At 59.1% G+C, this 12835-nt stretch carries 7 protein-coding genes; 4 read left to right on the forward strand and 3 right to left on the reverse strand.

Annotation, left to right across the window (positions count from 1 at the left end; all coding sequences use genetic code 11):
- Window positions 1-41 precede the first annotated feature (41 nt).
- Together sthA and ACZ0A4_RS14380 are read right to left on the reverse strand one after the other, a co-directional pair.
- On the reverse strand, window positions 42-1436 hold the full coding sequence (sthA, locus tag ACZ0A4_RS14375) for a Si-specific NAD(P)(+) transhydrogenase (protein ID WP_007984277.1): 1395 nt from the start codon (window positions 1434-1436) through the stop codon (window positions 42-44).
- A gap of 197 nt (window positions 1437-1633) precedes the next feature.
- Window positions 1634-2578: an FAD:protein FMN transferase gene (locus ACZ0A4_RS14380; RefSeq protein WP_463577555.1), complete on the reverse strand. Its 945-nt coding sequence runs from the start codon at window positions 2576-2578 to the stop codon at window positions 1634-1636.
- Between the two features lie 162 nt (window positions 2579-2740).
- Here ACZ0A4_RS14380 and tcuC point away from each other — a divergent pair, with 162 nt between their 5' ends.
- A complete protein-coding gene (tcuC, locus tag ACZ0A4_RS14385) occupies window positions 2741-4042 on the forward strand; it encodes a tricarballylate/proton symporter TcuC (RefSeq protein ID WP_463575294.1) in 1302 nt (433 codons plus the stop codon).
- A gap of 170 nt (window positions 4043-4212) precedes the next feature.
- On the opposite strand, the gene ACZ0A4_RS14390 is transcribed toward tcuC, so the two are convergent.
- Window positions 4213-5676 (reverse strand): glyceraldehyde-3-phosphate dehydrogenase, encoded by a 1464-nt coding sequence (locus tag ACZ0A4_RS14390; RefSeq protein ID WP_016986741.1) that lies wholly within the window; start codon window positions 5674-5676, stop codon window positions 4213-4215.
- Window positions 5677-6030: 354 nt separating this feature from the next.
- On the opposite strand from ACZ0A4_RS14390, the gene mfd reads away from it, so the two are divergent.
- From mfd to ACZ0A4_RS14405, 3 genes are read left to right on the forward strand one after another with little or no spacing between them, the layout of a single operon-like run.
- On the forward strand, window positions 6031-9480 hold the full coding sequence (mfd, locus tag ACZ0A4_RS14395) for a transcription-repair coupling factor (protein WP_463575295.1): 3450 nt from the start codon (window positions 6031-6033) through the stop codon (window positions 9478-9480).
- A gap of 10 nt (window positions 9481-9490) precedes the next feature.
- The gene (locus tag ACZ0A4_RS14400) at window positions 9491-10057 is read left to right on the forward strand and encodes a CsiV family protein (protein WP_463575296.1); all 567 of its coding nucleotides are present in this window, start codon (window positions 9491-9493) and stop codon (window positions 10055-10057) included.
- An 11-nt stretch (window positions 10058-10068) separates the two neighbouring features.
- The gene (locus ACZ0A4_RS14405; protein WP_463575297.1) at window positions 10069-12759 is read left to right on the forward strand and encodes a DEAD/DEAH box helicase; all 2691 of its coding nucleotides are present in this window, start codon (window positions 10069-10071) and stop codon (window positions 12757-12759) included.
- Window positions 12760-12835: the final 76 nt, after the last annotated feature.

A 12835-nucleotide genomic window follows, 5' to 3' on the forward strand; every position in this document is an offset into this window, starting at 1 on the left:
ATCGGTCTCCCCGGCCGGCTCAGGCCACCGGCCGGAGCCCGTCAAAAAAGCCGGTTGAGGCCGTCGTACGCTGCTACCCGATAGGCTTCAGCCATGGTCGGGTAGTTGAACGTCGTGTTGACGAAATACTTCAGGGTGTTCAGTTCGCCCGGCTGGTTCATGATCGCCTGACCGATGTGGACGATCTCCGATGCCTGATAACCGAAGCAGTGAACGCCCAGCACTTCCAGGGTTTCACGGTGGAACAGGATCTTCAGCATGCCTTGCGGCTCGCCGGCAATCTGCGCACGCGCCATGCTCTTGAAGAACGCCTTGCCGACTTCGTAAGGCACCTTGGCCTGGGTCAGTTCCTGCTCGTTCTTGCCGATCGAGCTGATCTCCGGAATGGTGTAGATGCCGGTCGGCACGTCATTCACGAAACGCCAGCTACCGTTATCAACGATGCTGCCGGCAGCCGAACGACCTTGGTCGTGGGCGGCACTGGCCAGGCTCGGCCAGCCGATCACGTCACCGGCACCGTAGATGTTCGGCACGCAGGTGCGGTAAGCCTCGTCGACTTCGATCTGGCCACGGCTGTTGACCTTGACGCCGATGTTTTCCAGACCCAACTGATCGGTGTTACCGGTACGGCCGTTGCACCAGAGCAAGGCGTCGGCCTTGATCTTCTTGCCGGATTTGAGGTGCAGGATCACGCCGTTGTCGACGCCTTCAACGCGATCGTAATCTTCGTTGTGGCGCACGGTGATGTTGTTGTTGCTGAAGTGGTAGCTCAACGCCTGGGAAATTTCCGAGTCGAGGAAGCTCAACAACTGACCACGGTTATCGACCAGCTCGACCAGCACACCCAGACCGCTGAAGATCGACGCGTATTCGCAACCGATCACGCCGGCGCCGTAAACGATCAGTTTGCGCGGGGTGTGGCCGAGGCTGAGGATGGTGTCGCTATCGTAGATACGCGGGTGGTGGAAATCGATGTCCGCCGGACGATACGGGCGCGAACCGGTGGCGATGATGATGTGCTTGGCCACCAGTTTTTCGACCACACCGTTGGCACAGACCACTTCGATGGTTTGTTCGTCGGCGAAGCTGCCGGTGCCGAAGAACACGTCGACGCGGTTGCGGGCGTAGTAGCCGGTGCGCGAAGCGACTTGCTTGGAAATGACTTTCTCGGCGCTTTTCAACACGTCCGGGAAGGAGAACCAGCGTGGCTCGCCGATCGCCCGGAACATCGGGTTGGTGTTGAACTGCATGATCTGCCGCACCGAGTGACGCAGTGCCTTGGACGGGATGGTGCCGAGGTGGGTGCAGTTGCCGCCGACCTGGCGACGGCTGTCGACCATCGCGACCTTGCGCCCTGCTTTGGCGGCGTTCATTGCCGCGCCTTCTCCCGCCGGGCCGGAACCCAGCACCACCACGTCGTAGTTGTAGACAGCCATGCGTACTCCTCAGAACAGGCCGCGGTGCCAGCAGCACCGGCGGCTAAATCACGCCGAACGGCGGCGCGAAGGAACAATTGGGGGTCAATCAAGAACCCGGACACAGTCTATAGAAGCGTCAACGCCGCGCACATTAACCCTTGGTCGCGTCGTAGGCTACTTTTGCCTGCACTACAACGCCAGCTTTCGTATTGTTCTCAGTCAGTTTTTGCGCCACTGAGGCGTTCGAAAGCCTTGTTTGTGCGGACGACAAAACCTGTATCGGCACGAATCACAAAGAATGCACCAATGTCATGTTTTTCGGCATAGTCCCAAGCCCGTTCGGGGCCGAGAATCAGCAACAGCGTCGATAGTCCATCGGCCATCAGCGCTGAAGGATGAATCACCGTGACTGACGCCAGGTCGTGTAGGACAGGTGCGCCGGTGCGCGCATCGAAGGTGTGGGAATAGCGCCGACCGCCTTGCAGGAAATAGTTGCGGTAGTCGCCGGATGTAGAAACACCGTAGCCGTCGACATCGATGATGCGCTCGGCGACCTGCTGATCGTCGCGGGGCTCTTCCAGAGCGATGCGCCACGATGAGCCGTCAAGCTTTCGACCCTTTGCCTTTAACTCACCCGTGGCTTCAGCGAGGTAATTGTGGATGCCCATGGCATCGAGCCTTGCCGCGATGGTATCGACGGCATAACCGGCGGCGATGCTGTTGAAGTCGACTTCGACGGCCGCGTCTTTGCACAACTGCTCGCCATTGATACGCAGGTGTTGGCGACCAATGCGCTGCAGCACCTCGACCAGCGCTGCAGCGTCAGGGACTTTCTCTTCGCGGCCTTGTGGGCCGAAGCCCCAGAGATTCATCAGTGGTTCGACGGTCAGGTCGTAGGAGCCTTCGCTTTGCGCTGAGAGCTGTTCGCCAACGCGGACCAATTCAAGGACCGATCCAGGCATTTTCTGACAGCTGTTGGCGGGCAAAGCGTTGAAACGCTCGATGTCCGAATCATTGCGATAGGTGGACAACTGCTGATCGACTTCGCCGAGGATGCTCTCCACTTCACTGCGAACCTGCGTCGCTTCAGGCATGCCAGCGTGACGCACGTACTTGATCGAATACGTGCTGCCCATGGTAGGCCCGCCGAAGCTTTCCATGGACTCGCCATTACCGCAGCCAGCCAATATGCCGCCAAGAATCACAAGCCCAAGCAATCGTCCAGTGAACAATTATTCATCTCTCCGTAAAACCGCGGCGGCCATTATGAATTAAAGGATCTGCAACATCTTTATACAAAATCCAATAGTGAGTACCTGAACATGTCCTCCACCACGGGCAAAGGCAAAGCGATCTTTCGCGTTGTCAGCGGCAATTTTCTCGAAATGTTCGACTTCATGGTCTACGGCTTTTACGCCACGGCCATCGCCAAAACCTTCTTCCCTACCGACAGCGCCTTCGCTTCGCTGATGCTTTCGCTGGCGACCTTTGGTGCCGGTTTCCTGATGCGACCGCTGGGAGCGATCTTCCTCGGTGCCTACATCGACCGTCACGGTCGTCGCCAGGGTCTGATCATCACGCTGGCGTTGATGGCGGCCGGTACTGTACTGATTGCCTGCGTTCCGGGGTACGCCACGCTTGGGGTCGCTGCGCCACTATTAGTGCTGTTCGGCCGTTTGCTGCAAGGTTTCTCGGCGGGCGTGGAGCTGGGCGGCGTGTCGGTGTATCTGGCAGAAATCGCCACACCGGGCCGCAAGGGCTTCTTTGTCAGTTGGCAGTCTGCGAGTCAGCAAGCGGCGGTGGTGTTCGCCGGGTTGCTCGGCGTCGGCCTGAACCATTGGCTGAGCCCGGAACAAATGGGTGATTGGGGCTGGCGCGTGCCGTTCCTGATCGGCTGCATGATCGTGCCAGTGATCTTCGTCATTCGTCGCTCACTGGAGGAAACCCCAGAGTTCCAGGCCAGAAAACATCGCCCTACCCTGCGGGAAATCGTACGCTCTATCGGTCAGAACTTTGGCATCGTGATCGCTGGCATGGCGCTGGTGGTGATGACCACGGTGTCTTTCTACCTGATCACCGCATACACCCCGACGTTCGGCAAGGCTGAGCTGCACTTGTCGGATTTCGATGCGTTGCTGGTGACGGTGTGCATCGGCCTGTCGAACTTCTTCTGGTTGCCTGTGATGGGTTCAGTGTCTGACAAGATCGGACGTAAACCCTTACTGCTGGCAGCGACGATTCTCGCGATCCTGACCGCCTACCCAGCGCTCTCCTGGCTGGTGGCGAACCCGAGCTTCAGCCATTTGCTGATCGTCGAGTTGTGGCTGTCGTTCCTGTACGGCTCGTACAACGGCGCGATGGTGGTGGCACTGACCGAGATCATGCCGGTGGAAGTGCGTACGACCGGGTTCTCGCTGGCCTATAGCTTGGCAACGGCCACTTTCGGCGGGTTTACCCCGGCGGCGTGTACGTATCTGATTCATGTGCTGGATAACAAGGCAGCACCGGGGATCTGGCTCAGTGGCGCGGCGGTACTGGGGTTGTTGGCGACGCTGGTGTTGTTCCGTGGCAACAAGCATGAATTGCGTACTGCGCAAGCTGCCATACCCGGCGGCGCCCGATAAATCGCCTTCGCGAGCAAGCTCGCTCCCACAGGGGATTTCTGAGCGACATAGATCCAGTGTGGGAGCGAGCTTGCTCGCGAAGGGGCCCGCACTGACAACACAGCTCAAAAAAGGCCCACAAACAAAAACGCCCCGACCAAAGTCGGGGCGTTTTCATGTGCAGCTATCGCTTAGCGCGGGAACGCTGGCGGATTCACATCAGCCATGTCTTCCATCACGCGGATAACCTGACAGCTGTAACCGAACTCGTTGTCGTACCAGACGTACAGAACAACGCGGTTGTCCTGAACGATGGTCGCTTCAGCGTCGACCACACCGGCGTGACGCGAACCCACGAAGTCAGTCGAAACCACTTCCTGCGAGTTAACGAAGTCGATTTGCTTGTGCAGATCGGAGTGCAGCGCCATGTAGCGCAGGTACTCGTTCATCTCTTCACGGGTGGCGGCTTTCTCAAGGTTGAGGTTGAGAATGGCCATCGACACGTTTGGCGTCGGAACACGGATCGCGTTACCGGTCAGCTTGCCGGCCAGCTCAGGCAGGGCCTTGGCAGCAGCGGTGGCAGCACCGGTCTCGGTGATTACCATGTTCAGCGCGGCGCTACGACCACGGCGATCGCCCTTGTGGAAGTTGTCGATCAGGTTCTGGTCGTTGGTGTACGAGTGAACGGTTTCGACGTGACCGTTGATGATGCCGAACTTGTCATTCACAGCTTTCAGCACCGGCACGATGGCGTTGGTGGTGCAGGAAGCGGCGGACACGATCTTGTCATCAGCGGTGATTTCACCGTGGTTGATACCGTGAACGATGTTCTTCAGCTTGCCTTTGCCAGGCGCGGTCAGAACAACGCGGTCGATACCCGGGCACTGCAAGTGCTGACCCAGGCCATCGGCGTCACGCCATACACCGGTGTTGTCCACCAGCAGCGCGTCTTTGATGCCGTACTGGGTGTAATCCACCTCGGTCGGGTTCTTCGCGTAGATCACCTGGATCAGGTTACCGTTGGCGGTGATGGTGTTGTTTTCTTCGTCGATGGTAATGGTGCCGTTGAACGAACCGTGTACCGAATCGCGACGCAGCAGGCTGGCGCGTTTGGTCAGGTCGTTTTCGGCGCCTTTGCGCACGACGATGGCGCGCAGACGCAGGCCGTCGCCACCACCGGTTTTTTCGATCAGGATGCGCGCCAGCAGACGGCCGATACGACCGAAGCCGTACAGCACAACATCGGTGCCTTTACGTGCGGAAGCGTTTTGCTGGCCAACCACGTCGGCCATTTCTTCACGAACGAACTGCTCGGCGCTGCGGCCATTGCCTTCGTTGCGGAATTTGAACGCCAACTTGCCCAGATCTACCGAAGCCGCGCCGAGCTTGAGCTCGCTCATGGCTTTGAGCAGTGGGAATGTTTCGTGGACGGAGAGTTCGCTGTCGTCGGAAGAACGGTGGCGCGCAAAGCGGTGAGCTTTGAGAATCGCGATGACAGACTGGTTGATCAGGCTGCGGCCATAGATCGAGCTCACCACGTTGTTATTGCGGTAGAGCTGACCGATAAGCGGAATCATCGCTTCTGCGAGTGCTTCACGGTCGATCCATTCACCAAGACACTGGTCGGGCTTCTGAGTCACGGTAACCTTCCACATGTAGGGGCAGAAAAAAGGGGCTACATTATGCCGCCGACAACCTCATTCAGCAATGCGCGCTTGTCGCGAAATCGGTAACAAAATCCCTTTCAAAAAAATCACGTCTCGCGCCAGCCCAGTAAATACGCGGCTTCCAGCACTGTCAATTTTTCGTCGACTGTTAGACGATGTCTGTAACCCTCCGTAACACGAGCCAATTTCGGCACTACATAATCGCTAAAAAACGCCTGCTTTTTATGGTTACCACTACATTTCGTCCAAACAGCGAAGATAGACGTAGTCTGCAACTGACAGGCGGCACCGGACGCCGCTACAATTACCGACTTTGTCGCAAAGCCTGGAGCTCAACCTTCCGTGCCCGTTCTGCGTCTACCGCTACTCCCTGCCGAGGCAGGTAAACAGCATTGGGGCAATCTGCCCGGTGCTGCCCTCAGCCTGGCGATTGCCGAGGCTGCCAGCGCTGCCAAGCGCTTCACCCTGCTACTGACCGCCGACAGCCAGAGTGCTGAACGACTGGAACAGGAGCTGAGTTTCTTCGCCCCGGATTTGCCCGTGCTGCATTTCCCCGACTGGGAAACCCTGCCGTACGACCTGTTCTCGCCGCACCAGGACATCATTTCCCAGCGCATCGCCAGCCTATATAGGCTGCCGGAACTGGAACACGGTGTGCTGGTAGTGCCGATCACCACAGCGTTGCACCGCCTGGCGCCGACCAAGTTTTTGCTCGGCAGCAGCCTGGTGCTTGATGTCGGGCAGAAGCTCGATGTCGAACAGATGCGCTCGCGACTTGAAGCCAGTGGCTATCGCTACGTCGATACGGTTTACGAACACGGCGAATTCACCGTACGCGGCGCGCTGATCGACCTGTTCCCGATGGGCAGCAAACTGCCTTATCGCATCGACTTGTTCGACGATGAAATCGAGACCCTGCGCACGTTTGATCCGGAAAACCAGCGCTCGATCGACAAGGTCGAATCGGTCAAGCTGCTACCGGCTCGTGAGTTTCCGCTGCAGAAAGATGCGGTCACCCGCTTCAAGGCGCGCTTCCGCGAGCGTTTCGACGTCGACTTCCGGCGCTGCCCGATCTTTCAGGATCTGAGCAGTGGTATTACTCCGGCCGGCATCGAGTACTACCTGCCGCTGTTCTTCGACGAAACCTCGACGCTGTTCGATTACCTGCCGCAAGACACGCAAGTGTTCTCACTGCCAGGCATCGAGCAAGCGGCGGAGAATTTCTGGAACGACGTGCGCAATCGTTATGAAGAGCGCCGCGTCGACCCTTCACGTCCTTTATTGCCACCGGCGGAATTGTTCCTGCCGGTGGAAGACTGCTTCGCCCGCTTGAAGAGCTGGCCACGCGTGGTCGCCAGCCAGCAAGACGTAGAAACCGGCGCTGGCCGCGAGCGCTTCCCCGCGCAAGCCCTGCCGAATCTGGCGATCGAGGCCAAAGCCACGCAACCGTTGGCAGCGCTCTCAGCCTTCCTCGACGAGTTCCCCGGACGCGTGCTGTTCACCGCCGAATCCGCCGGCCGTCGTGAAGTGCTGCTGGAGTTGCTCGAACGCCTGAAGCTGCGGCCGAAAACCGTCGACAGCTGGCCGGATTTCGTCGCGAGCAAAGATCGTCTGGCGATCACCATCGCCCCGCTCGACGAAGGCCTGATGCTCGACGATCCGGCGCTGGCATTGGTCGCGGAAAGTCCGCTTTTCGGTCAACGCGTCATGCAGCGTCGTCGTCGCGAGAAACGCAGCGACGTCAGTAATGACGCGGTGATCAAGAACCTCACCGAGCTGCGCGAAGGCGCGCCAGTGGTACACATCGACCACGGCGTCGGCCGCTATCTGGGCCTGACGATTCTGGAAATCGACAATCAGGCTGCAGAATTCCTCACCCTCGAATACGCCGAGAACGCCAAGCTTTACGTGCCGGTGGCCAACCTGCATCTGATCGCGCGCTACACCGGAAGTGATGACGCATTGGCCCCGCTGCACCGCCTCGGTTCCGAGACCTGGCAGAAAGCCAAACGCAAAGCCGCCGAACAGGTACGTGACGTCGCCGCTGAATTGCTCGACATCTATGCCCGTCGCGCCGCTCGCGAGGGTTACGCATTTGCCGACCCGAAAGCCGATTACGCGACGTTCAGCGCCGGTTTCCCGTTCGAAGAAACACCCGATCAACAAACCACCATCGAAGCCGTGCGCGCCGACATGCTCGCGCCGAAACCGATGGATCGTCTGGTCTGCGGCGACGTCGGCTTCGGCAAGACCGAAGTGGCCATGCGCGCTGCCTTCATCGCCGTACACGGTGGCCGTCAAGTGGCGATCCTGGTGCCGACCACCCTCCTCGCCCAACAGCACTACAACAGCTTCCGCGACCGCTTTGCCGACTGGCCGGTGACTGTGGAAGTGATGAGCCGCTTCAAGTCGGCCAAGGAAGTCAACGCGGCGATCGCCGATCTGGCGGAAGGCAAGATCGACATCGTCATCGGCACGCACAAGCTGCTGTCCGACGACGTCAAAATCAAAAACCTCGGGCTGGTAATCATCGACGAAGAGCACCGTTTCGGTGTGCGTCAGAAAGAACAGCTCAAGGCCCTGCGCAGCGAAGTCGACATTCTCACGCTGACCGCGACGCCGATTCCGCGCACGCTGAACATGGCAGTTTCGGGCATGCGCGACCTGTCGATCATCGCCACGCCGCCGGCACGACGCCTGTCGGTGCGCACCTTCGTCATGGAACAGAACAAGAGCACGGTCAAAGAGGCCCTGCTCCGCGAACTTTTGCGTGGCGGCCAGGTTTACTACTTGCACAACGATGTGAAAACCATCGAGAAATGCGCTGCCGATCTCGCCGAACTGGTACCGGAAGCGCGTATCGGCATCGGTCACGGACAGATGCGCGAGCGCGAACTCGAACAGGTGATGAGCGACTTCTATCACAAGCGCTTCAACGTGCTGATCGCCTCGACCATCATCGAGACCGGCATCGACGTGCCGAGCGCCAACACCATCATCATCGAGCGCGCCGACAAGTTCGGCCTGGCGCAACTGCACCAGTTGCGCGGTCGCGTTGGCCGTAGTCACCACCAGGCTTACGCCTACCTGCTGACGCCGCCGCGCCAGCAAATCACCTCGGACGCGGAAAAGCGTCTGGAGGCAATTGCCAATACTCAGGATCTCGGCGCCGGTTTCGTGCTGGCCACCAACGACCTGGAAATCCGTGGTGCCGGCGAATTGCTCGGCGATGGCCAGAGCGGTCAGATTCAAGCCGTCGGTTTTACGCTGTACATGGAAATGCTCGAACGCGCGGTGAAATCGATCCGCAAGGGCGAGCAACCGAACCTCGATCAACCGCTCGGCGGTGGCCCGGAAGTCAACTTGCGAGTACCGGCGCTGATTCCGGAAGACTACCTGCCGGATGTCCACGCGCGCCTGATCCTGTACAAGCGCATTGCTTCGGCGACCGACGAGGAAGGCTTGAAGGATCTGCAAGTCGAGATGATCGACCGCTTCGGCTTGTTGCCGGAACCGACGAAAAATCTGGTGCGCATCACGGCGTTGAAGTTGCAGGCCGAGCAGTTGGGCATCAAGAAAGTCGATGGCGGGCCGCAAGGTGGGCGCATCGAGTTCGAAGCGCAGACGCCGGTCGATCCGATGACGCTGATCAAGCTGATCCAGAGCCAGCCGAAACGCTACAAATTCGAAGGCGCCACGATGTTCAAGTTCCAGGTGCCGATGGAACGCCCGGAAGAGCGCTTTAATACTGTAGAGGCGCTGTTTGAGCGCCTCCTCCCGAAATCTGTTTAAAGGACGCCGCATGCGCCTGTTTCGCTCGCTGACTTTGCTACTCACCCTGGTAGCACCTTCGGTTTTCGCCGATGACCTGTATCAGGTCGAAATGATTCTGGTGCGCCAGAACGCCGTGCCGGCCATCGTCAGCCGTGCCGCGCCGGAAGACTGGGCCGCAGGCGCCCAGCGTTTGGGCGATGACAGCAAACGCACCCCGGCGCTGAATGACGTGGTGACTAAACTCACCGCCAGTGGCGACTACACAGTCCTGATGCACAAGGCCTGGCAGCAGACCCTCGGCGAAGCACCGGCGAAAGTCGCGGTCAGCGACGGTCAGGAGCAATACGGCCAGTTCCCGATCGAGGGCACGCTGGAGATGAAGCTCGGGCGCTTCACCGACGTCGCTGCCGATTTCTGGGTCAATCAGATCGACGGCAATGGCCTGGTCACCGCCAGCGAGCGGCTAAAACAGGACAGCCACACCAAGAATGGCCAGCTCAACTATCTCGACAACGGCCATTTGGCCCTGCTGATCAAGATCACTTCCCTGACCGCGCCTGCGCCACGGGAAGCGCCTGAAGCGATTCCGGACTGATCGAAGTCCTTATGAACCCGCCGCTGAGTAAACCGTTGGCGCCCTCCTGGGTCAGCCGATTCAAGGAACAGAGCCTGGAGCGTGGCCGCCGCTACGCCCTGGAAAACCGGGTACGTATCGCCCAGGTCGGCGATGCAACGATCACCGCCAGCTGCGAAGGCTCTGGCGGTAACGTTTACCGCCAGACCATTCATCTTCGCGAGTCAGCCAAAGGCACTCTGCTGCTGGTCGATGCCGGGTGCACCTGCCCGGTGCGCACCAACTGCAAACACTGCGCCGCTGTTTTGCTGAAGGTCCAGGAAACCCTCGACTACCCCGCCGCTTCCAAAGACGCCGAGCTGTTGGAGAAACTTCAAGCCGTGCTGGAAAACCGCAGCCCGAAAGCGCCACCACAAGTGTTGGTCGATAACGTGCAGCCGTTGCCACGTTTATGGCTGGCCAGCGTCGAGTTCAGCGCTTTCGAACCGCGCAACGGCAAGATGCAGCGCTACATCCAGCATCGTGCGGCGCTGTCGTTCAGCTATCTGGATGAATACGTCAGCGGGCAGAAGAACAGCGATATCCTGATTCGTCAGGAAGCCCAGACACTGCGGATAAAACGTCATCCGGACGTCGAACAGTCCTACCGCGAACAGTTGCGCATCCTCGGCTTCCGCATCGCCACACGCCAGAGCAAAGCCCTGCCGGAAAGTGCCGGCGAGCTGTATGAAATGGTCAATGACAGCGCATGGCTGACGTTCACCCTCAACGATTTGCCGAAGCTGCGCAGCCAAGGCTGGGAACTGCAGATCGATGAGGAATTCGGCTTCGATCTGACCGCCGTGGATGACTGGTACGCCACCGTCGCGCAGGTGCCGGAGCGTGACTGGTTTGATCTGGAGCTGGGGATCATCGTCAACGGTGAGCGCCTCAGTCTGTTGCCGATCCTCCTCAACCTGATGCGCTCCCATGCGGAAATCCTCAATCCCGAACGCCTCGCCCGTCGCCGCGATGATGAACTGATTCTGGTCAACATTCCGCAACGCACCAGCGAGCACGGGCCGCTGCAAGTGGCCTTGCCGCTGGGCCGGTTGAAACCGGTATTGATGACGCTCGGCGAGTTCTATTTGCAGGAGCCGGGCGAAACCACCCTGCGCCTGAGCAAGGCGGATGCCACGCGCCTTAACTCGCTGGAAGGCCTGCCGCTGCTGTGGGAGGGTGGGGAACAGATCCGCACGTTGGCTCAACGCCTGCGCGACATTCGTGATTTCAGCGTTGAAGCGCCAGAAGGCTTGAATGCGACGCTGCGTCCTTATCAGCTCGAAGGCCTGAGCTGGATGCAGTCGCTGCGACAACTGGAAGTCGGCGGGATTCTCGCGGATGACATGGGTCTGGGTAAAACCCTACAGACCCTGGCGCATATTCTCAGTGAGAAAATCGCCGGTCGTCTCAATCGCCCGTGCATGGTGGTGATGCCGACCAGTCTGATTCCGAACTGGCTCGATGAAGCGGCGCACTTCACCCCGCAACTGAAAGTGGTTGCGCTGTACGGCGCCACTCGCAAAAAGCACTTCGACAATCTCGCGGATTACGACCTGATCCTCACCACTTACGCACTACTGCCCAAGGACGTCGAACGTCTGGCCAGGCAGCCGCTGCATGTGTTGGTGCTGGATGAAGCGCAGTACATCAAGAATCCAAACAGCAAAGCCGCTCAAGCAGCGCGCGAGCTCAATGCACGTCAGCGCTTGTGCCTGAGCGGTACGCCGCTGGAAAACCACCTGGGCGAGTTGTGGTCACTGTTCCACTTCCTGCTGCCGGGCTGGCTCGGCGACGTGAAAAGCTTCAACGCCGATTACCGGGTGCCGATTGAAAAGCGCGGCAGCGAAGTCAGACTTCAGCACTTGAACGGTAGGATAAAACCGTTTCTGCTGCGCCGGACCAAGGAACAGGTTGCCACCGAGTTACCGCCGAAAACCGAGATCATCCATTGGGTCGATCTCAACGAAGCACAGCGCGATGTGTACGAAACCATGCGTCTGGCGATGGACAAGAAAGTCCGCGACGAGATCACCCGCAAAGGTGTGGCGCGCAGCCAGATCATCATTCTTGAGGCGCTGCTCAAGTTGCGACAGGTTTGCTGCGATCTGCGCCTGGTCAACGACGCCACCCTGCCCGCTCGCGGCAGCACCTCGGGCAAGCTCGACAGTTTGATGGAAATGCTTGAGGAGTTGTTTGAGGAGGGTCGGCGGATTCTGTTGTTTTCACAGTTCACGTCAATGCTGTCATTGATCGAAGAAGAGCTGAAAAAGCGTAACGTGTCCTACGCGCTACTGACCGGCCAGACCCGGGATCGGCGCACGCCGGTGAAGGAATTCCAGAGCGGCAAGCGTCAGATCTTTCTGATCAGCCTGAAGGCTGGTGGCGTGGGCTTGAACCTGACGGAAGCGGACACGGTGATTCATTACGACCCGTGGTGGAACCCGGCGACCGAGAATCAGGCGACCGATCGTGCGTATCGAATCGGCCAGGAGAAACCGGTATTCGTCTACAAGATGATTGCCCGGGGCACGGTGGAAGAAAAGATTCAGCACCTGCAAAAGGAAAAATCCGACTTGGCGGCCGGCGTGCTGGACGGGCGCAAGGCCGGGGACTGGAAGTTGCAGAGTGATGATATTGAAGCGCTGTTTGCGCCGTTGCCGGATAAGCTCGACAAGCGTTGAGACCTTTGTCGCCTGTTAAATAGCTTTCGCGAGCAGGCTCGCTCCCACAGTTGGAACGCATCTCCCCTTGTGGGAG

This window comes from Pseudomonas sp. AC172 (assembly GCF_979258595.1).

Excerpts from the sequence above, each read along its gene's own strand:
- ACZ0A4_RS14390 (WP_016986741.1), bottom strand. The coding sequence starts at position 5,676 with ATGTGGAAGGTTACCGTGACTCAGAAGCCCGACCAGTGTCTTGGTGAA.
- ACZ0A4_RS14380 (WP_463577555.1), bottom strand. The coding sequence starts at position 2,578 with ATGGAAAGCTTCGGCGGGCCTACCATGGGCAGCACGTATTCGATCAAG.
- ACZ0A4_RS14400 (WP_463575296.1), top strand. The coding sequence starts at position 9,491 with ATGCGCCTGTTTCGCTCGCTGACTTTGCTACTCACCCTGGTAGCACCT.
- tcuC (WP_463575294.1), top strand. The coding sequence starts at position 2,741 with ATGTCCTCCACCACGGGCAAAGGCAAAGCGATCTTTCGCGTTGTCAGC.
- ACZ0A4_RS14405 (WP_463575297.1), top strand. The coding sequence starts at position 10,069 with ATGAACCCGCCGCTGAGTAAACCGTTGGCGCCCTCCTGGGTCAGCCGA.
- sthA (WP_007984277.1), bottom strand. The coding sequence starts at position 1,436 with ATGGCTGTCTACAACTACGACGTGGTGGTGCTGGGTTCCGGCCCGGCG.